Source organism: Chengkuizengella axinellae (genome assembly GCF_030730905.1).
In the GTDB taxonomy this organism is placed as follows: domain Bacteria; phylum Bacillota; class Bacilli; order Paenibacillales; family KCTC-33759; genus Chengkuizengella; species Chengkuizengella axinellae.
This window is the reverse complement of the sequence record NZ_JAVAMP010000002.1, coordinates 72,235-93,094: the sequence shown is the minus strand read 5'-3', so window position 1 is coordinate 93,094 and position 20,860 is coordinate 72,235. Positions and strand designations below refer to the sequence as shown.

Below are 20,860 nucleotides of genomic sequence, written 5' to 3'. Positions count from 1 at the left end.
TCCTTAAATGATCTAATAAGCATGGGCTCTATAATCATGCGCATTATAAAAATAAGATTGAGACAAATACCATGCTTTTATGATCTCTTCCTCAACAACTTGATTATCTATTCTAAGTTCATCCAACAAAAAGTTGCAGTTTTCAAGACCATCAACTCTTTGAACAAATCCTAAGTTTGTCGGTTGACCGTGCAGTTCTGGAAGAGATTCCTTTTCTATTTGAAGCTCTCCATCAATAAAAATTCTCATTTTGTCCCCATCACTTTGTAAGGTGTACATATGCCAATCCAATAAACTAGGTAAATTGACCTTTCCTATATCATTACTTTCAGCATCAACTACCCTTCCTCCATCAATTGTATCCCGATCAGTATCAGGCCTGAAAAACACCCTATTATTTTCATCTATTTCAATATTGATATAAAAACCATTAGGCTGGTCCTCAAATAACGATTTTGCCCAAAAATTAAGTGTAAAATGATTAATATCCCTTATAAAGGAAGGAGTAAATATTAATTTACCTTCTTCCCTAAAACCGTTCACAAATGAAGTCACAAAAGGCTTTTCTTCTATTTGAGGCATAACAACCTCTATTGTTCTTTCAACTCCGTCGGTTGATTGTGTATAGATTTTAAAATAACTTATAAAACTTGCTGTAGCACTGTCTACAGGAGTAAAACTCCATTCAAACCTTTTCCAATCTACATTATCAATATATACATATTTACTTTGATCCACCCTATTTTCTTCAGCATCTTTAGACTGTAAATTAAAATGAATTCGAGTGTTAACTGATGGAGTACTGCTTCTCGCGTAAATACTAAAAGTATATGTTTTATTTATATCTAACTTTGTATAATCCCAATCTAGTCTCACAAGTGAACTCCGATAATCTGAACTCGTTATCGTTCTTCTAAGCCCCTTCACTCCAAATTCCGTTTCAATTATTTCCTGAGAAATAAACCCATATTCTGGATCAGCATACTTATACCATGAGTCTGGATTCATTGGATCTGTTAGTAAATTTTCCGTTGCTTCTTCGATTGCAATGGCATTTCCTCCAAATACCCCTTCACCATGTTGTAAGGTATAAGTAGATTCTTCTGGTAAGATCAAATAACCTCTATAAATGGCACTTGCATCAACATTACAATTCATGTGAAATGTGTTATATTCTGTAGGCATAATTTGATCATTTAGTAACAATCTACTGCCATTATGCGCTTTTGACATCATTTATCCCTCCTTTTTTTGCAGATAAGTTATAATTCCATGAATAAAAAATTGTAAAATAAAAGACAGGAATGGTTAGTTCCTGCCCTTCATCTATGATTCCTCATTTATCCCTTCATCAAATTGCTCAAAAGTAATGACTTCTTCATGGTCATAAGCTGATGAAGTTTTTCCCCCTTGAGCATTTTTATTAGTTCTCTCTTCCATCTTCTTCGCTTGCTCTTCAACCCACTGATCCAATAATTCATCATTATCAACCACATCCTTACTCGGTCTTTCAGGGTGATCAAATATGTTATCATAAAAATTACTCCAAAATGCCAGAGCGACTTGATTCATATTCCAATCCGTTGTAGTTCCTTCAAAGAGCGGACTTCCAGTTTGGGTGGATGCCTTCCACCTTGCTCTCCATTCAGAACCAACAATACCTTGACCTCTTGCTATCTGTCTTAGTTAACACCCTCCACAAAAAAATTAAGATTTTTTAGTAGTTTTAGATTTTTTCGTATTATTCTTCCCTACTTTTTTTGATCCTTTTTCTGCGGAGGGTTTTGAAAGAAAGTCGGCAGGCAAGCCATTAATAAACGTCAAAAATTGATGTACAATCACATTTACTGTTTTTTGATCCTCTTCATTCTTGAACTCATCATAACTGTCCCACACCGGTTCTTCTGATTCTGCCTTCTCCGTACATTTATATATTAAAAACGATATCTTAGCTTCGTCTGCTTTTGATTCAGCAGTGTTGTTGAAATATCGTTGTCTTTCCTGTTGTTTAGCATGGATTTTGTTTCTTAATTCACCAATGCTTGCTTCTACTTCTTTTAATCGTTTTTCACTGTTCATTTTACTTAACACAACAAATTGTTTCTCAATCTCTTGTTTAATAGCTTCGATTTCATGATCATCTTGTTCTGTCCATAATTTACGTTCATTGATCAATCTTTCCATCTCTTTATTGGTTGGAATGCCATCCATCACTGCTTCTTGAAATACTTTAGAATATTCCCAATCCGCTAGTCGATTTTCATCTACTTTTGGAAAACGAATTTGTACTAATCCATATTTATCCGTATCAATGATTCTACGTCCCGTTTTGACCTCTGTCATACCCTCATTCAACTCTTTTTCTGAATATTGTTCTGTATTTTCTCCCATCATGTATCCCTTCCTTTTTAAATTAAGTATTTGGAAGAGAGATGATCTATAAATCAACCTCTCTCTTCCATTGTAAATATGATATTTATTATAATTTTAATATATTATAATTTATTTGAAATAAATATGTTCATCATAACTAGGGTGATACTTCACCTCATATTTATCCAATTCTACCTTCACTTTACGTATTTCATCATTGCCTGACCTCAAAATATGCTTTCTTATACGTTCAAACTGTGCTTTTTCCATGCCACACATTTCTATATATACTAGAGAATCTTTAAATACTTTAGTAATGGATCTTTCTACTAAATGTTCAAGTTTCTCCTTATTAGAAAGACGCATATTCCAGTAACCCCTTCCTTAAAAGATAAATTATATAAATTAATTATATTATACTAATTTATCTTCAACTAAAATGTTGTGTGCCATAAATTCATAAGATTGAGAAGCATCAGAATCTACACGAACATCCCAGTTTTCACTTTGTGGAATTAAATTATCTACAGAAATTGTCTTAATCGCTAACTTATCAGGATGACCCGCAGGAAGTTTATCACGTTTCACATCAGTTTCACGATAAATTTTCACAACTACTCCCATATTTTTCACAAGATCTTCAAGAGCTATCTCTGTAGCTGTCTCTACATTTTTACCTGCAAAACGTGCCATCAATTCTAGGTCTGAATCTTTTAATTCTAAAGACACATTTATACTAATTGGTAATTGTAATGGACGATCATATGGATACATTGTGCCTAATTCATCCAATTGTTCACGATTTAAAGGTAAGCTAATACGAGCTGATTGAACTCTAGTTACTCTATTATTTTGATCATCTGATAAGTAAATTTCTACTTGGCCTTCTTTTACACCACCAGCTAGATCTACGGACGGATCTTGGTCTGGGTTGTTAGAAGTGAATAGTTGCCCACCTTCTGCAGCTGTATAACGAGCTTTAAATAGATCACCTGCTACAGCAGCATCTGTAATAGTAACAGTTTGACTAGATACTGAAAAATCTGTGCCTTCAGCAAGTTTCTTTCCGTTTTTATATAAGCAAAGTAGTTTATTGCCATTGTTTAGAGGGCTAGGGTCCTGTGTAAGTGGAAAATCCGTCTGCCCCTCTGTTGCTTTATACTCATCTACAACAACATGAGCAGAAGTGTTTAAAAACCATCTTTTGTTGTCTGTTTCCAATTTAAAAGCATTTGTAGCTACACCATTTACCTGGAAAGACATATCAAAGTTGTTTAAGTAGGCTTTCTCCATATACATGGTACGAGAAATTTCATCACCGCCTCCGGACTGTTTAACAGGAACTGAAAGGTCTACATTAGATAATTCATAATCTAAACCTGTAACTTGTGTCATAGATTTAGGTCTAGCATCTGTAATATCAGCTTGAGTGATGACCCCTGCATCTACTGCTCCCCCACTTATTCTAGCAATTTCAATACTTCCATTTGGAGCCGTTGATCCTACTTCAACTTTATTGCCAGCTACTTCATTAACTAGATAAACAACTTGCTCGCCTGGACCATCAATGGTTAACTCCGTTCCTTCTAAGTAAACACGATGTTCACCTACTAGATATGAACCGCTTTTTACTTTTACTTTATTTGAACCTAGTTGATTTCCCTCTGGTACAGCAATAACTTGGCAACCATAACCTTTATTTGCTAACAATGCGATAAGGTCATTCGTACCATTTTCATTCTGGTCTACAGATACATCAACTTGAGGTACATCATCTACGATTTCTACAATATTTAAAGATCCCAATTCTTTCATATCTTCCGTAGTTAAACGAGAAGAACTCCCCAACGCTTGTACGCGGTTAACTTGCACATCATCTACAAAAGGTGCAGTACCACTATAATGAACACGACTAGCTTTAGCCATAAATAATCTCTCCCTTTAATTTGTTATATTTACAACAAACTCTGTATTTATTTGAGTTAAATACGTTGTTGTTGTTTCATTATCTAAACTTCCTTTTTTCTCGTAGTTTATGCTATTCATTAATAAATTTCCTAAAATATTATTTTGTGGATTAAAAATTGGATTTATTGTTCCATCAGCATGAATCGGCAAGGATACATTATAATCCACTATATCTATATCTTCTTCTAGCAATAATGTTATGACTTGATCTGAAATATCATTTCTTTGCTTCACATCATCAGACCACACATCTATGAACCAGTTTGCAATTATACTTTTTCGAGCTGTACCAAATTCAATGGGTTCATATTTGCGTTTACTCTCATAAATACAAATAGCAGGGTAGTTAAATTGATCTGTTATGAATTCTTTGTTAATATCGTAAAAATGGACTTTACTTGCTTGGTAATTAGCTGTTACTAGATCAGAAGAAACTAACGGGGAATGAAAAGTGATTGTTCCTTGCATATAATTGACAGTGTATTCACTAGTTTCAACAAGTTCTTGATTCACAAAAACTTCAATAGCTGAATTTGTTTCAATAAGATTTTTTTGTAAAGAATACACGATTTGATCTTCACTTACTGCCTCTTCTAGCTCTATTTTTTCTGAAAGGAACTCTTTCAACTTATAATATAAAGATAGTTCGATTAGATTTGTATTTTCCATTTACTCACCTCCTTTATATATTCTACTTTGTGTTTACTTATGTACAGGAGGATAACATAGAGAGTTCTAATGTACCCTCCTGTGAAAAGGGGAAAAAAAGAATATGAAATATATTAGTCTCATCCTATAAACTTCATGAAATAATTAGAATAATGCTATGAAAGATAAATTATTTAAAGCTGGATATCATCATCTTCCATATATTTTTTTAGTTCCTTCAATGCTCTTTGCTTAGCTCTGCTTACATTTCCTTGAGTAATATTAAATTCCTTAGCGATCATCGATTGTGTTTTATCCTCGAAAAAGTATTTTCTAATCACCTCTCTTTGAAATAGATTAAGTTTTTTTAATCCATTAGATAGAACGATATTTTGAATTAATAATTTATCTTCACCTTGTATGATGGCATAATTTTCTTCCTGTTCATCAAAGTCAACCTTCTTCCTATTTTCATCAAAATAGTTCATTTCTTTCCTGTAAAAATTCCAAATGCCATTGCGTGTTCTGCAAATCAAATGTCTAATAACAGAAGAATCTTTATGTTCATTGTAATCATAAATCGCTTCAATCATTTTCAAATCAACTTGTTGGATAATATCTTCCAATTCAACCCCTTTATTTTTATAACGTTTTGCTAAAGAAAATCGAAATTGCTTTAAAATATCCAAAATAGTCTGTATATTTTGTTGTTTAGTATTTTGGTTGCTAGATTGCTGAATTTCTATGACTAGTTTTTTGGCTCTGATTTCATTGTTCAAATAATCATTCCTCCATAACACTCATGATATTATAATTATTTTATATTTATATTATAATAATTAATTATGTAAGTTTTAGTTTACTTATTTATCTTAGATATTCTTCAAAGTTCACAAATAAATTTCTTTTCATCCTCTCATTTAGTCTAGTAGAAATGATCCAAAATACTATATAATAATTATCATCATCCATTACTTATTGGAGGCTGTACTTTGATTAAATTAATACTATTCTTCCTCATCATGACAACTAGTCATGAAACTTCTAATCCATGTTCTGATCCTGTATATTTTCAGTGGGAGGATAAATTAAAAACAAACGGTGCCGAATATATTGATACAACAAACACTATTTTACATGACGAAGTTATCAGAGGTAATAAGATAGGAAAGATTGAAAATCAATTAGATCCTGCAACATGCTCTAGTTACATTTTTAAAAATGGTGATGCTAGTTATTTACCAACAAATACAGAGATCTATGAAATGGTTGGATATCAACCTACTTTCCGTCTAATAGCAAAATTAGAAAATCAGTTAAAAGTTTATGAAGCCGCTGAAAAACCAACTAGAATGAGTAAACTATATGATTTAGAAAACAACGTAGAGGAAATTATGATCGATGGTGTATCTCTTTCAAACCTAAAGAAACATTTCATAGAAGAGTACTCAGAGAGTACTCTAGAAGAGTTTGTTGAAGAAGCGATGTCTCATTTCACAAAAGAAATTACGATTCAAATTAAACTACTTAATGGGAATGACATTGAAGAAACATACAGAATTAATCCATTCTCATATGAATCACCAGGTATACTGAGTTCTAAAATTAAAGCCTCCGAACGAATGCACAGTATTATACTAATGACAATAAATCAAGGAAAGGGATTATCATCAATATATACCATCCCTACTGTAGAAGCACCTAATGTAATCGATTTATCTTTTACTCCTTTAAAATACAGTGAGGCAGTAAAAGTTGAACCTGAAGAGAATTGGAAAAAAGTAAACTCATTCCCTTTTGGTGATTTGGAAGGGAAGGCAATTTTATTACATGTATACAAAGAAATTACTCAGGAGAACAAATCATATTTTTATTATTATATAGAATATGAGAATCAAATGTTTTTTCTTAAATATTGTCACTGTATCTACACGGATAAACCTGATATAAAAATACTGCAAAATAGAGATCATAGTGTACATAATAGCTTAAATTTAATCGGGACTTATGGCGATAGTGTGCGTTTTGAATATGTTGTATACGATGAACTAAATGAAAAATGGCTTCTTTTTGACAACTGGGGCGCTCCCAAATTTATAGATTTAGACCATGATGGGAAAAAGGAAATAATAAGTGAGTATCGATGGGATGTCTCAATTATACGTTGGAATGAAGGGCAGCTTGAAGCTGTAGGGTTGCACGAAAATACGATCCAGTATAAAAACCTACCTGAGATGTTGGGTATTACAAAACATGTTTTTTTCCGTAATGAAAATAACTCTTTCTTTGAATTTAGTATATGGAACCCATACGATTCAGATTTAAGTTTCTATTATCAATATGAAACAGATCATCTGAAAATAATGGAAAACGAGCCAGCATTTCCTTAAGGAAGTGCTGGCTCGTTTTGTGAGAAGAACTTAAAATATGCCTGTGTTTCACTGCACCATGGATTATTCATTAGGAATATAATCTATTTTACGTCCAATTATATAATTTTTAATTATAGAAGGGACAAAAGTCCACACCAAGGAGAAAGAACAATCATAGTCTAAAAAGAATGAGAATATTTATCTTAAACATTGAAAAGAAAGGAGAATGTTAAATGTTTGATAAAACATTATGCGATTGTTGCGTTTGTCCAATGCAATGTATTTGTCAACAGTTAGCAGAACTTGGGATAGAGGTTACTATCTTCTCAAGAGAACAACGCTTTAATTTTTTTGAAATCCAAGAAGCAAAAAACTTTATAGTTACTGGGTTGCAAAGTGGTGAAACGATGCAAAGTTTCCTACCGACCGCAAATATCTCATATATAGAAATAGATGAAACCGTTTCTTTTAACTTAAAACAAATTCAAAAAAATATAAAAGGAGAATGTGCTTGTGCTGAAGACCCTATTACAAATGTAGCCCAATCATTAATTAATGAGACTGTGGCTATTTGTATTCAAGCAGATGATGGAGATTTAGAAGTCATAATATGTGATGTAGGAGAAGGCATTGTAATTGCTAAAGAAGTAAACGGCACTCCAATGTATGCTATATCCAGTTGCGCTATCACTGGAATTACACCTCCTACCGATAAAATGAATTAAGTGGATTACCAGCCATTCAATTGTACTGTAGAGAAGTGAAAAAGGATAGAGAAATATAACATTTCCATTTCCCTATCCTCAGTCTACTCATAGCACAATGTTTGTTTCATTTAAGGACGTGCAGAAGTTCCATCTGGCAATCTTGCTAAAGTCCATGTTGGCAACTCATTTGTACAAGGGTACTTTTTCGCTAATTCTTCATTGATATCTACACCAATTCCAGGTTTTTCGTTCGGATAAACATATCCATTTCTCACTTCAGGAGTACCAGGGAATACCTCTTGGATCGCATCGTTAAATTTATTCATTTCTTGAATACCAAAATTAATACTGCTGATATCAAGATGTACATTTGCAGCATGACCTACAGGAGAAAGATCACCAGGACCATGCCACGCCGTTCTTACTCCAAATGATTCACATAATGAGATTAATTTTTTAGCAGGTGTAATTCCACCAATTTGACTCACATGGATTCGTATATAATCAATTAAACGATCCTTGATCAATGGGATATATTCGTTAGGGTTATTAAATAACTCTCCCATTGCGATAGGGGTTGTACTATGCTGTCTAATCCTCTTAAACCATTCAACCTGTTCAGGCGGCAGAGCATCTTCTAAGAAAAACAAGTTGTATGGTTCTAGTTGCTTTGCAAATCTAACAGCATCAATAGGAGCTAAGCGCTCATGCACATCATGTAATAGTTCAATTTCTGCACCAAGCTCAGAACGTAAATGGTCAAATAAACTTATTACATCTCTCATGTATACTTTAGGATCATAATAGGCTCCTTCAAGTGCATTTTCAGGCTTAACCATCTTTTGTTCTTTACCACCGTATAGGCCCATTTGACAGCGAATATATCGATATCCTTCCCCCATAAAGGATTGAACATTTTCTGCAACTTCTTCCTTAGTTCTTCCATCAGCATGTATGTAAACAGGCGCTGCTTCTCGACATTTCCCTCCCAATAGTTGATATAAAGGCATATTGGCCAGTTTTCCTTTAATGTCCCATAATGCCATATCTACACCAGAAATCGCATTGTTCAGAACAGGTCCGTTTCTCCAATATCCACTTACCATTGAGGTTTGCCAAATATCTTCAATGCGTTGAACATCTTTTCCAATTAAAAATGGTTTTAAATATTCCTCTATTGCGTTGTGAACTGTTAAATATCTTTGTGTGAATGTAGCACATCCTAAACCATATAACCCTGGCTCAGATGTTTCAATTTTTACTACGACAAGATTAATTCCTTCAGGTGCTGTAAGAATTGTTTTTACATCTCTAATTGTAATCATTTAGCATTATTCCTCGCTTTTTTTAGTTTCAAAAATGGCTATTTTATGTGTATACGTTACAAAGTTCCCTTAACCTTTAATATTATTCAAATGATATCGATTTCATATTGAGAAAAACTAACTAGAATTCACTTTAAATTAAATCCACATGATTCTCGAGTTTTCAATTCACTTTTTAATTCAATGAATTGATTTTGTACTTGTTCTCCAACGATTTTTTGCTTTAATAATTGCATAGCGGTTTTTCCCATATCAAAAAAGGGTTGAGCCATTGTTGTGAGTGCAGGTTCAAAGATTTTAGAAAACTCAACATCATCAAATCCAACTACTGCTATGTCATGAGGCACTTGAAGTCCTTTTGACTTGACTGCTTTTATAGCTCCCATTGCCATTATGTCACTAGCTGCAAATATAGCAGTGGGAGGGTTCTGAAGAGCTAATAAATTTAGCGTATTGTCATACCCTGATTGAAATGAATAATCCCCTTTGGTTAAGTAATCATATTGAATATGAATGTCATGATCCATTAAAGCATCTTGATATCCACTTAATCGATCTCTACATATAGACATATCTAATGGACCTGAAATGTGGGCTATTTTTTTATGTCCTAAATTGATTAAATGTTCAGTAATCGTATAACTATCCTTCATGTTGTTAATCGCAACAGTTGTGACAAGATCAGACTCCTCTAAATAATCTGATACTAGTACAAGCGGGTATTCATTCGCTACTTTTACTAAGTCATCTATGTCCACTCTTGCTGTTAATAAAATCATGCCATCCACCTGTTTTTGCTTCAGGTGATTCATAAATCCGTGCGCTCTTTGCTCCTCTAACATCGTATTACCTAAGATCACTTGATAACCATTTTTTGTTGCTTCATAATCAATACCAACTACAATTTCTGAAAACACATTATTTAGTATGTTTGGCATAACAACAAGTATTGTTTTTGTTTCCAATCGTCTAAAATTTCTAGCTAAAATGTTTGGTTGATAGTCAAGCTTTTTGATCGCCTCTAATACCTTTTTCTTAGTTTCTTCTTTTACTGTATCAGGTTTTTGCAGTACTCTTGAAACTGTAGCAGTAGACACTTTGGCAAGTTTAGCGACATCGGACATTTTTGTCATACATCTTAACTCCTAATTAGAAAATCACCTGTGGATCTTCGGAGATATCATCGAAACCTTCTTTTACACTATCACTCAATAATCATACATGAGCTGACAACTTGATTTCTGTCTTCGTCAGAGATTTGCCAATCACCGAGTTTACTTTTTACTTTACAGGTTGATTTTCTTTAAATATTGAATTTGATCATTTATAAATTCTTATATTTTTAAAAAGTGAACTTCTTAATTCTGATCACTATTTACGTAAAATACGTAAAACAATGAAATAAATATGTAATCGATTACATTGTTGAATACCTATTTATTATAATTAATGCAGGTTTCGATTTCAAGCTTTTCTTATTACCTAATGACACTTTTTTGACCTGAAAGGTAATCCTTCAAGCCATCTTCATGTTGTTGATTCACTAATGCGGGTGCATGTTCTGGTCTAATAAACTTCAACTCCAATGTTTCTTTTTGATCTACAACCAGTTCTCCACCTTTGATTGAACATTTGAAAAAAAACAAGATTGTTTGTGCTTTATCACCATTCGGATATTCATCATTGTATTTAGTATAAATCCCGATTAACTCATCAACCTGTACGCTAAGTCCAGTTTCTTCTTCTATTTCTCTAATCGCCGCTTCTTCTGCAGATTCTCCTAGTTCAAGTGCTCCTCCAGGAAATCCCCAAGCTTTTTTATCTCCTCTTTTTTGTAATAAAATCTCCCCTTTCTCGTTTACAACACAACCACCAGCAAAATTTAAAAAGATTTTATCATGCCCAACTTTACTTCTAATCCATCGTATGTAATCCAAAATAAACCTCCAATATTAATATTTTGCATTTATCACAATGTTTCAAGTTTTAAATAAATCTCTAGTATTTCAACAATAAATTTGAAACTTCATTCTTTATATATTCTCTTAGCTCAAATGGTTCGAGTACTTCAACACACCCTATGAACTCCATAATATCTTGACATGCATATTCATATTTAAACATATTTATTGTCGCAGATACCTCTTCACTGTTCTGTTTAAACTCAACCACTTCAAGCTTTTCCAGCAAAGGGATCCAACGTTTCTGCAGCTTTATTCGTACTAAGTAGACTTCTATTTCCGTACGATTTATTTTAAATTGTTTTTCACTACTTTTCCAATGTTCTTCTAGAGAAAATTGTTCTGGCACTGAATAATACTCTTCAGTTACTTCAACCTTAGTTACACGCTCGCACCGGAATGTCCTTATCTCTTTTTTTTCTTCACAATACGCAATTAGATACCAGTTTACTCTTTTTACAACAATTCCATAAGGTTGAATCCTTCTTTTTGAGATATCTCCATTTGCTTTTTCATAAGAAATATTTATTTTTTTATGCTTCCATACGGAGTTAATCATCAGATCCATGTAACGCAGCGTTTGTTTCTCCCCCCACCATGGGGATACGTCAAAGTGAAATCGCTTCTTAGCTTTTTCTAGGTCAAAAAGGAATTTAGAAGGGAGGTTTTTTTCCAGTTTTAATAAAGTATTACTTAGCTTCAATCCCATATGACTTTGTTTATCTGGCAAAATTCCCGTACCACTAAGATAAAGGGGAATAAAATCATCAGAATGCAGTTTTTCAATATCTACTGAATACCCATCTATGAATTGTATACCTCCTTTTGGTCCTGTTGATGTAATCAATGGAAAACCAGCCTCACAAAGAATATCAATATCTCTGTAAATTGTACGTACTGAAGTTTCAAGTTTTTCTGCAAGCTCCTTCGCTTTCATTGTTCCATTAGATTCAACAAGTAACAATATAGAAATCAGTCTATGCACTCTCATAGATAGAAACAACCCCAATGCACATTTTATTTTGTATTGTTGACAAACAGATGGCAACAATACTCAAGTATACTAATCATACAATAATTATGAAGGAGAGTATACTTATGAAAATTGGTATTTTAGGGACAGGATTTGGAGCTTACCATGCAAGCATTTATCAAAAATCCAAACAGATTGATTCTATTATTATATATGGTAGAGATGAAAAAAAACGAAGTAAAATAGAAAAAGAAATGAATATAAAAACTACATCTCAAATAGAGAATATCATAGAAAACCCAGAAATAGATTTAATTGATATTTGTTTACCAAGTAAATTGCATAAAAAATATGTCATTGAGGCATTAAAAAATGGGAAGCATGTTTTTTGTGAAACTCCAGTAAGTTTAACTCTCCAAGATGCACTTGAAATGAAAGAAGCTGAACAAATGTATGGCAAAAAACTATTTATAAACCTATTTATTAAATTTGAACGTCCATACGAAATAATCCATGAAGCTGTGCAAAACAATACTTACGGAAAGTTAAACGCCATTCATTTAAAAAGAAAAACACCTCCTTTGTGGGGAGATTTAGGATTGAATCATATCGTGACTAATTTAATGATTCATGAACTAGATTTTGTTGCATGGCTGCTGGATCATCCAAAAAATATTTCTGTGGTCGGAATTCAAGGCAAAAATGGGCAATCTCACGTAGATGTTCAGCTTCAATATAAAAATGTATTAGTTGAGATTCAAACCTCCTCTATGATGCCTGTCAGTTATCCCTTTACAGTTTCATATGAGGTTGTATTTGAAAAAGGAACAATAGAGTTTGTTGAACGGTGTTATGAAAATCAGAATGAAATCAATTTAGTTGAATATACAAATGAAAAGAAAGAAAAAGTAGAAATGGATCAAAGCAACTGTTATGAAAAATCGATTAAACATGTTTTAGATTGTTGTGGGAAAGACATCAACTCTAGTAAAATTAGTATAAATGATGCGATAAAATCATTAGATTTAGCTATGATAATAAATGAAAAATTGAAAAAGTAAAAATAAATTCATTTCAACCTAAACAAAGAGTATAAATATTCCTAATTTCCAGAAAAAAATAACAAAATTCGAACAAATGTTTGTATTTTTGTTATTTTTTATGTTATAATAATATAGAATTAAGAAAACCATCAAATTCAAATCAGTTAGGAAGTGAGATCTTGAATGATAATCAGCTTAATCGTATGGAAGAAATGCTTGGAACCTTAATAAAATTGGTAGGAGATAATAATGCTAGATTAAAAACCCAAGAAAGCAGAACAGATAAGTTCGATAAAGATTTACATGAAATTAAATACGAAATAAAAGAAATTCAAAAGGACGTCGAGGGTGTTAAAAGCGATATTGAAGAAGTTAAAAGTGATATTGAGGACGTTAAAAGCGATGTTGAAGAAGTTAAAAGTGATGTAAAAGATATTAAGGAAGGACAAGAACGTCAAGACCGCATACTAGAAATGCTGTCAGTAAAGTCTGTTGAAACAGAATCTTACATTCGTGATTTTAAACGAAGATTGTAACGATTTTTGATATAAAATTAAATACATTAAAGGAGTGATCATTTTGGCTAAATCAAAAGCTAAAAAGATTCGTGAGAAGTTAGAAAGAGAAGGAAAAAGAAATCCTAATAAAAACAGAAGCGCATTTGCTATGATAGACATGCGAACAAGAAAAACGAAAACGAAAAAAGATTACTTATACCACAATAAACACAAGAACCAACACATTCAGAAAGAAAATGTTGGTTCTTTTTTGATTTTACATCAGAATTTACTCCCCTTATTATCTCCTGATTATAATCCATTGTTTTCTACTATTTGTACAACCACAAATACAACCAATAATGCGGATAATTTATCAACCAAAGGATTACAGGTGGTATAAGCAATAGAACTTGATCAGCTGCACCATGTCTTCGAACAACACTATGCATTGCGTTCATACAGGTAACAGGAGCACTTAATGTAAAAGCCCAGCAAGCACTAATTAAAACCAGTTTCGGGTGATTATTTACCCACTTTCTTGATACCCAAATCCAAATAAAAGTAATGACTATAAATTTGATCGTAAATAATCCCGCTATAGTCCAGGACCAGTCCATCCATATGTACATGGAAGATTTAAATAACATAGAAATAATAAAACCATAAAGTGACAGTGTGCCAATACTTAATACACTAACAATCCACTGATCAACCTCTTTTGATTTTCTACTTTTTAGCACATTTCCAATGATAAAACCAACACACATGGAAATAACCAAGTCAAATAAGAAAATGGCATTATAAAAAAAGAAATGCTTCAAAAGTAAAGCAAGCATAGTTACAAAAAATAATGTCAACACAGCACTGAATGGCCAAGATCGAACACTGGAAATTTTATGAAGACTCATTTCTTTATCGATATGTAATTTGCTCATCCATCGAATTACAACAGGTGTTAGCAAAAACACGAGGATTAAGGAAAAATGAAACTGAAATCCTAAATGTTCTGAAAACCACATTTTTAACCTGCTCGTCCATTCATCATTCCAGGAGAAGGTCTGTGAATTAAAAACCTGTAACAACAAAAGGTTGTTTTTAAAGAAAATCCACGCCATAAGTTCTATAGTAAATAAGAGAAACGTTGTAATACTAAACAAATAAAATAAATGAATCCACTGCTTCCTTTGATATGTTAAACCCATTTTAAGACCAATTGAAAATAAAAATGCTGTGACAAAAAAACGAACTACCAATTGACTTGGAATGAAAGAATAGGAATAAAAATAATAAATAAATCCGTTGACTAACATTCCAATGATGCCTCCTGCTAATGCAGGAGAAATATAATTTGCTGATAGTTTCCAACGTTTTTCCAAGTATAAACCTATAACTACTAAAAAGAGAATGATAAAAATATGTAAAATGTACATGTACACGGATGATAAAAGTGTTAAACTTTGCAAATCTCAGTAATGTTCACCGCAGCTTCTACACCTTGTGATATAAGTTTGCGATTTCCTGCAATAGGTTTACTTAATTCATTGATCGTTGCACTAATTTCGTTCATCGATGTAGATTTCGCGAATACTTCTTCATTATCATTCCTTAAATTATCAACAGCAGATTGGATCATAAGGAATTTTTGCTTAGCGTTTTCCACATCCATTTTACCTTTTTCCGTATCCTTCTCGCTATTACTTGTTTCTTGTACTAATCCCTTAATTTCTTTTGTAATTTGACTAATGATAGTTTCAACTTCTTTAGAAGATTTTTCACTGCTTTCAGCTAGTTTTCTAACTTCAGAAGCTACTACACCAAAACCTCTGCCATGATCTCCTGCGCGAGCGGCTTCAATCGCAGCATTTAAAGATAATAGCTTGGTTTGCGAGGCAATTTGTTGTAACACATCAACCACCTGCAAAATATCAGTGGAAAGCTCCGTTAATGTATTCATTTTTGTTGCTATTTCTTCAGTACGTAGATTAATTTGTTCCATTTGGGAAACCGTTTGCTCAATTTGTTTCTCTCCTTCACGAGACAACTCTACTGCATGTGAGGATAATAGTTTGATGTTGCCTACTTTTTCTACGATATCTGAAGCATGTACTGAAACGTTATTAGAATGATCTACCAAATCTTGCACTAGACCTCTTTGTTCCTTCATTATGTTTTGAGCAATTTCAATATCATTTAAATTCTTTTTTATCTCTTCATTCATACATTTATCTCCTTTTCCACTTATTGAAAATTCCATACTTCCATGTTATACATTTTTCGACATAAAATCTATAGTTTTCACTAACTTACTAATAGATATTTTTTGTAATTATATAAGCAACTATAAAAAACCCACCTCTATGTGTGAAGTGGGGTAAGAAAATATATGAATGAAAAGTTTAATTAAAGAACCTCATCTAGTGGAGTATATGCATGCCCTACTGCATCAGCAACTGCTTTATAAGTCAATCTTCCTTTGTAAGTATTCACACCCAATTTTAGGGGTTGATTTTCAGCAATGGCTTGATCAAAACCTTTATTTACAAGCTCCATTACATACGGCATAGTAACATTTGTTAATGCTAATGTTGAAGTTCTTGGAACAGCACCAGGCATATTTGCAACTGCATAATGTATAACCCCAAATTTTTCATAGGTTGGTTCACTGTGTGAAGTAACTCGATCAATCGTTTCGATAGATCCACCCTGATCCACAGCTACATCTACGACAACAGCACCATTTTTCATTTGTTTTACCATATCTTCTGTAACCAATTTAGGTGCTCTTGCTCCTGGGATTAATACAGCCCCGATAACTAGATCCGCTTTTTGCACGGCACTTAAAATGTTGTGTGGGTTAGACATTAACGTACGAACTCGTCCATTAAATAGATCATCTAGTTGTCTCATGCGTTGAGCGCTTCTTTCCACTATTACGACACTTGCACCCATTCCTAAAGCGATTTTTGCTGCATTAGTCCCAACGACACCGCCACCAATAATACATACGTCCCCTGGAGGTACACCTGGTACTCCACCTAAAAGCACACCTCTCCCACCATAGTAGTTTTCTAAAAACTGTGCTCCTACTTGAACTGACATTCTTCCAGCCACTTCACTCATCGGAGTAAGTAAAGGTAATTCACCTGTTGGCAATTGAATCGTTTCATAAGCAATTGAGGTCACATTTTTTTGTAATAAATGTTTGGTTAAATCTCTTGCGGCTGCTAAATGCAAATATGTAAATACGATTTGATTTTCTTGAAAAAGTTCATATTCTGATGGAAGCGGTTCCTTTACTTTCAAAATCATATCTGCTTTAGTCCAAACATCACGAGCAGTAGGAAGTATATTCACACCCTCTTGAATAAAATCTTCATCTAAAAATCCACTGTTTTCCCCTGCACCTTTTTCCAGTATGACTTGATGCCCTGCTCCTGTAAGCATACCCGCTCCTGCAGGTGTTAAGGAAACGCGATTTTCATTCACCTTTACTTCTTTTGGTACTCCAATAATCACAACGATACACTCTCCTTAAAAAATGATGTAATAGTTCTACTTGAACACAATAAAACACCCACAAAAGTAGTTTGTAGGCACTACACCTGACATTCCGATACCAAGACTTCCGTGAGCTAGCAAACGTCTACATCAAAACGTCCTGCTTTGATGCAGACCAAACTAGTTCATAACTAGAAGTCCTTGTCTTAATCCAATAGAAGTTTATACTTTCAAACATATGATTTCCAAATAAACAAAAAAATACCCCCATCACAAATAATTTGTAAAGTAATGGAGAGCCGGTCTTTTATGTAGGTATTATAATATTGTTATTTTTTTTCATTACAGCGATGACATATTCCTTGAAAATCTAAGCGATGATCAATCACCTTAAAATTAAATTCTTTTGCAAGCCTTTCTTCTAAAGGACCTAACCAATCCTCCATAATTTCATCCACTGCCCCACATTGAACACAAATGAGATGATGATGATGATGATTTTTATCATTGTTACGCAAATCATATCTAGCAACGCCATCACCGAAATTCATTTTCTCTACGACATGTAATTCATTGAGAAGCTCCAATGTACGATATACAGTAGCTAGACCTATTTCAGGGGCCTTATCCTTTACAAGCATAAATACATCCTCAGCGCTTAAATGATCCTCTTCATTTTCCAATAAAACGCGAACAGTTGCTTCCCGCTGCGGCGTTAATTTATACCCTTGAGATTGTAATTCCTGTTTAATTTTTTCGATCCGCGCCTCCATATTCCTTCCCCCTAAAATATCCAATCATCTGCACTGAACAATCAAATGAAAATATAAAATTAGTTCATCCTATCATTCCTAGTATCATTATAGAGGGAGGTCATGAATAAAGTCAAACAGACAATAACATTGGCGTAATCCATTTCATAATAACAGGAGTTAAATATGTTTCATACATAGAAATTACAAAAAGAACACCAATTAACGATAAAATTAAAAAAGAAAATGTCATAAAAGGTTTTGATATATTCCCTCTTTTTTGTAATAATCGATTTTTGATTAAATATATAGAAAAAGATACTCCTGAAACACTTGCAATAATGATCACTGGTATAATAATTAAATTTTGAGGAGCAATGGATACGAGCGTAAATAAAATACCGTCCCATGAAAGTTCACCAACAATATAACCCGTAGTAAAACCGATAAGCACTCCTTTTAGAAAATCTAAAATGAGTATGAAGGGAAGACCTATAACAGACAAACCTAACACCCATATTAATAGCATCCACTTTAAATGCAAACCAAAGGTTTCCTGCAAGAGTTGTCTGCTGCTCAAGTCTGTCTCCTCATCCATCGTTTTGAAAAAACTGTCAAGATAATTTGACATATCTTGCTTTTGTTCTAATGAAAGTGCGTTGACCATCAATGCTCCAAAAATAATGCCCATAATAAATAATACTGAAACAAAAATATAAAGAGAGAGGTGGTCTTTCAAATATTGCTGCATATTCATCCGATTCTTCCTCCTATTATCCTATTAGTCCTATTAATACATTCTATGAATCTAAATGTATACTATGACAATCTAATAGAGGAAAAAGAAAATCTTTTAAAGATGATCATTTATTTAATTTTACCGTATTTTCCACCCCCACCAGTTTGGATTATGCTTCTGCCTTCTCTAGACAACATGATCTGTTCTGCTAATTGATCTCCAACCACTTCACATATTTGCTCTTTGGTCGTATGATGAAGTACATTCATTTCAGTTCCAAATCTAGTAAGAAGCTGATTTAACTTTCGAGGACCTAGTCCAGGTATAAATTCTAAAGGAATCTGGTAATAATACGGTGGTTTATTCTCTATATGCGATTTTTCCTGATCAGCTAACTGTTTAATTCGATCAAAGACTCCACGAACGATTTTTTCACTTCCACAATAAGTGCAGCGCCCAACTACAGAAGTATTTTCATCTATAATAGATTCACAATTTGAACAGTATGTACGGTTATATTTACCCAATTTAGGATTTAATCCATAATTCGCAATCACCTTACGTCCATCTATACGAAGCAAAGCTTTCTTTAGTTCTATGAAATTGGGTTCCTTCAACCATAACTTGTTATACTCTCTAGCAATTTTACTTAACGAATGTGCATCAGAATTGGTTAAAAAGGTGTATTCACTTAATTCAGATAAATATCCAGCCATTTCTGTGTCCGCACTTAAACCAAGCTCAACCGCTGAAATATGCTCTTTGTACAAATAATATGATAAGCGTTTTGAACTGCCATAAATACTTTTGTGAGGAGTAAAAATATGAGCTGGAATAAATAATCCCCCTCTTTGGATTACTTCCTCCTGCAGTATTCTAGCAGGTACATAGAGACGTTGTGTACTCAGATTAACATTCTTCATATGTTTACTCATCCACGTTGTAAAATCCTTCATAGATTTCAACTCTGGCAAATACACTAATACATGCGCTGGGCCAAAACCTTCATCATTAATCTCGATTTCACTTCCAAGAATCATCGTTGTATTTCCAAATCGAATGCCGCCACCGTCGACCTCATTCATGATCCCTTGATTCAAATAATGTTCTATATCTTCTTGTACAGCTGGAGATTGACAGTCAATAATACCAACGATGTCCATTCCTTTTCTAGATGTTGCTTCTTCCATAATGTTATAAAACGTTAATTCTTTACTAGCAGTAATTTTCACTGCTTGTCCTTTATTGGTTCGCCCTATATGAATATGTAAGTCTGCATAGTAAGATTGCATTTAGATTTTCCCTGTCAATTTATAGATTTGCCAAGCGTAAACCGCGGTGATGGTTTTAGCATCACTGATTTTTTCTTCCTTTATATATTGTAGTGCTTGTTCTAATGTAATGCTTTCACAGGACAAAAACTCATCTTCATCCAGCTGCATTTCTCCTTGTGTTAAATCTTCTGCTAGAAAAAGAACTATTTTTTCATCTGCAAAACCAGGAGATGTATAGAAAGAATTGATAAGTTTAATGGATCCGCAATCAAAACCAGTTTCTTCCTTCAGCTCTCTTAACGCTGCTGTCTGTGGATCTTCTCCAGGATCCAGCTTTCCTGCTGGGATTTCAATCTGGTTTTTCTCTAAAGGTTTTCGATATTGTTCCACAACAATCATTTTATCTTCATGTATTGCTAATACAGCGACTGCTCCAGGATGTTTAACAATTTCTCGAGTAGACATCTTTCCATTCGGAAGTTTTACTTCATCTACCTGCAATGAAATGATTTTTCCTTGAAAGATATGATCGGTTTTTACCGTAACTTCTTCAAACTTGTTATTGATTTCTTTAGAATTTTGTTCTTTCACTTCAATTTCCTCCCAAATTGTATTCATAACTTGTCCAATACCTACATATATTATTTAAAAATCACCCCAAAACCTAAGAGTTTCTTACTTTTATGAAAGTGACCAGTATTTGTAAACCGTAAGTTGACCATAATAT

General features: G+C 33.3%; 23 protein-coding genes. 5 read left to right on the top strand and 18 right to left on the bottom strand.

Annotated features, from left to right (window positions below; all coding sequences use genetic code 11):
* Nucleotides 1-12 precede the first annotated feature (12 nt).
* The 7 genes from Q5Y73_RS06070 to Q5Y73_RS06040 all read right to left on the bottom strand — a co-directional run bounded on the left by Q5Y73_RS06070 (nucleotide 13) and on the right by Q5Y73_RS06040 (nucleotide 5,768).
* Nucleotides 13-1,233, bottom strand: coding sequence for a phage head spike fiber domain-containing protein (locus Q5Y73_RS06070; RefSeq protein ID WP_305990968.1), 1,221 nt, complete (start codon nucleotides 1,231-1,233; stop codon nucleotides 13-15).
* A gap of 93 nt (nucleotides 1,234-1,326) precedes the next feature.
* Entirely contained in the window at nucleotides 1,327-1,572 is a 246-nt protein-coding gene (locus Q5Y73_RS06065; protein WP_305990967.1) for a hypothetical protein, read from the bottom strand.
* A gap of 135 nt (nucleotides 1,573-1,707) precedes the next feature.
* Complete coding sequence (locus Q5Y73_RS06060; RefSeq protein ID WP_305990966.1) at nucleotides 1,708-2,391, bottom strand: hypothetical protein; 684 nt, start codon at nucleotides 2,389-2,391, stop codon at nucleotides 1,708-1,710.
* A gap of 111 nt (nucleotides 2,392-2,502) precedes the next feature.
* The gene (locus Q5Y73_RS06055; RefSeq protein ID WP_305990965.1) at nucleotides 2,503-2,739 is read right to left on the bottom strand and encodes a hypothetical protein; all 237 of its coding nucleotides are present in this window, start codon (nucleotides 2,737-2,739) and stop codon (nucleotides 2,503-2,505) included.
* A 48-nt stretch (nucleotides 2,740-2,787) separates the two neighbouring features.
* On the bottom strand, nucleotides 2,788-4,299 hold the full coding sequence (locus Q5Y73_RS06050) for a hypothetical protein (protein WP_305990964.1): 1,512 nt from the start codon (nucleotides 4,297-4,299) through the stop codon (nucleotides 2,788-2,790).
* 15 nt (nucleotides 4,300-4,314) lie between these two features.
* Nucleotides 4,315-5,010, bottom strand: coding sequence for a hypothetical protein (locus Q5Y73_RS06045; RefSeq protein WP_305990963.1), 696 nt, complete (start codon nucleotides 5,008-5,010; stop codon nucleotides 4,315-4,317).
* A gap of 173 nt (nucleotides 5,011-5,183) precedes the next feature.
* Complete coding sequence (locus Q5Y73_RS06040; RefSeq protein WP_305990962.1) at nucleotides 5,184-5,768, bottom strand: sigma-70 family RNA polymerase sigma factor; 585 nt, start codon at nucleotides 5,766-5,768, stop codon at nucleotides 5,184-5,186.
* 213 nt (nucleotides 5,769-5,981) lie between these two features.
* Here Q5Y73_RS06040 and Q5Y73_RS06035 point away from each other — a divergent pair, with 213 nt between their 5' ends.
* Entirely contained in the window at nucleotides 5,982-7,379 is a 1,398-nt protein-coding gene (locus Q5Y73_RS06035; RefSeq protein WP_305990961.1) for a hypothetical protein, read from the top strand.
* 215 nt (nucleotides 7,380-7,594) lie between these two features.
* Nucleotides 7,595-8,086, top strand: coding sequence for a hypothetical protein (locus Q5Y73_RS06030; protein ID WP_305990960.1), 492 nt, complete (start codon nucleotides 7,595-7,597; stop codon nucleotides 8,084-8,086).
* A gap of 110 nt (nucleotides 8,087-8,196) precedes the next feature.
* On the opposite strand, the gene Q5Y73_RS06025 is transcribed toward Q5Y73_RS06030, so the two are convergent.
* The 4 genes from Q5Y73_RS06025 to Q5Y73_RS06010 all read right to left on the bottom strand — a co-directional run bounded on the left by Q5Y73_RS06025 (nucleotide 8,197) and on the right by Q5Y73_RS06010 (nucleotide 12,345).
* Complete coding sequence (locus Q5Y73_RS06025) at nucleotides 8,197-9,393, bottom strand: enolase C-terminal domain-like protein (RefSeq protein WP_305990959.1); 1,197 nt, start codon at nucleotides 9,391-9,393, stop codon at nucleotides 8,197-8,199.
* 128 nt (nucleotides 9,394-9,521) lie between these two features.
* Entirely contained in the window at nucleotides 9,522-10,526 is a 1,005-nt protein-coding gene (locus Q5Y73_RS06020) for a LacI family DNA-binding transcriptional regulator (protein ID WP_305990958.1), read from the bottom strand.
* Between the two features lie 345 nt (nucleotides 10,527-10,871).
* Complete coding sequence (locus Q5Y73_RS06015) at nucleotides 10,872-11,333, bottom strand: NUDIX domain-containing protein (protein WP_305991618.1); 462 nt, start codon at nucleotides 11,331-11,333, stop codon at nucleotides 10,872-10,874.
* Nucleotides 11,334-11,391: 58 nt separating this feature from the next.
* Entirely contained in the window at nucleotides 11,392-12,345 is a 954-nt protein-coding gene (locus Q5Y73_RS06010; RefSeq protein ID WP_305990957.1) for a helix-turn-helix transcriptional regulator, read from the bottom strand.
* A gap of 107 nt (nucleotides 12,346-12,452) precedes the next feature.
* Here Q5Y73_RS06010 and Q5Y73_RS06005 point away from each other — a divergent pair, with 107 nt between their 5' ends.
* The 3 genes from Q5Y73_RS06005 to brfA all read left to right on the top strand — a co-directional run bounded on the left by Q5Y73_RS06005 (nucleotide 12,453) and on the right by brfA (nucleotide 14,270).
* Entirely contained in the window at nucleotides 12,453-13,388 is a 936-nt protein-coding gene (locus Q5Y73_RS06005) for a Gfo/Idh/MocA family protein (RefSeq protein ID WP_305990956.1), read from the top strand.
* Nucleotides 13,389-13,549: 161 nt separating this feature from the next.
* Complete coding sequence (locus Q5Y73_RS06000) at nucleotides 13,550-13,906, top strand: coiled-coil domain-containing protein (RefSeq protein ID WP_305990955.1); 357 nt, start codon at nucleotides 13,550-13,552, stop codon at nucleotides 13,904-13,906.
* 43 nt (nucleotides 13,907-13,949) lie between these two features.
* Nucleotides 13,950-14,270: a ribosome rescue factor BrfA gene (gene brfA, locus Q5Y73_RS05995; protein ID WP_305991643.1), complete on the top strand. Its 321-nt coding sequence runs from the start codon at nucleotides 13,950-13,952 to the stop codon at nucleotides 14,268-14,270.
* On the opposite strand, the gene Q5Y73_RS05990 is transcribed toward brfA, so the two are convergent.
* From Q5Y73_RS05990 to Q5Y73_RS05960, 7 genes are all read right to left on the bottom strand, one after another.
* Nucleotides 14,200-15,246: a sodium/glutamate symporter gene (locus Q5Y73_RS05990; RefSeq protein ID WP_305990954.1), complete on the bottom strand. Its 1,047-nt coding sequence runs from the start codon at nucleotides 15,244-15,246 to the stop codon at nucleotides 14,200-14,202. The genes brfA and Q5Y73_RS05990 overlap by 71 nt on opposite strands.
* 74 nt (nucleotides 15,247-15,320) lie before the next feature.
* Nucleotides 15,321-16,088: a methyl-accepting chemotaxis protein gene (locus Q5Y73_RS05985; RefSeq protein WP_305990953.1), complete on the bottom strand. Its 768-nt coding sequence runs from the start codon at nucleotides 16,086-16,088 to the stop codon at nucleotides 15,321-15,323.
* Between the two features lie 182 nt (nucleotides 16,089-16,270).
* Nucleotides 16,271-17,386, bottom strand: a complete 1,116-nt coding sequence (ald, locus tag Q5Y73_RS05980) for an alanine dehydrogenase (RefSeq protein WP_305990952.1) — start codon at nucleotides 17,384-17,386, stop codon at nucleotides 16,271-16,273.
* 311 nt (nucleotides 17,387-17,697) lie between these two features.
* Nucleotides 17,698-18,141: a ferric iron uptake transcriptional regulator gene (gene fur / locus Q5Y73_RS05975; RefSeq protein WP_305990951.1), complete on the bottom strand. Its 444-nt coding sequence runs from the start codon at nucleotides 18,139-18,141 to the stop codon at nucleotides 17,698-17,700.
* A 112-nt stretch (nucleotides 18,142-18,253) separates the two neighbouring features.
* Nucleotides 18,254-18,877, bottom strand: coding sequence for a stage II sporulation protein M (gene spoIIM, locus Q5Y73_RS05970; RefSeq protein WP_305990950.1), 624 nt, complete (start codon nucleotides 18,875-18,877; stop codon nucleotides 18,254-18,256).
* A gap of 110 nt (nucleotides 18,878-18,987) precedes the next feature.
* On the bottom strand, nucleotides 18,988-20,151 hold the full coding sequence (locus Q5Y73_RS05965) for an endonuclease Q family protein (RefSeq protein WP_305990949.1): 1,164 nt from the start codon (nucleotides 20,149-20,151) through the stop codon (nucleotides 18,988-18,990).
* Complete coding sequence (locus tag Q5Y73_RS05960; protein ID WP_305990948.1) at nucleotides 20,152-20,724, bottom strand: NUDIX hydrolase; 573 nt, start codon at nucleotides 20,722-20,724, stop codon at nucleotides 20,152-20,154. It lies immediately after the preceding gene.
* Nucleotides 20,725-20,860 lie beyond the last annotated feature (136 nt).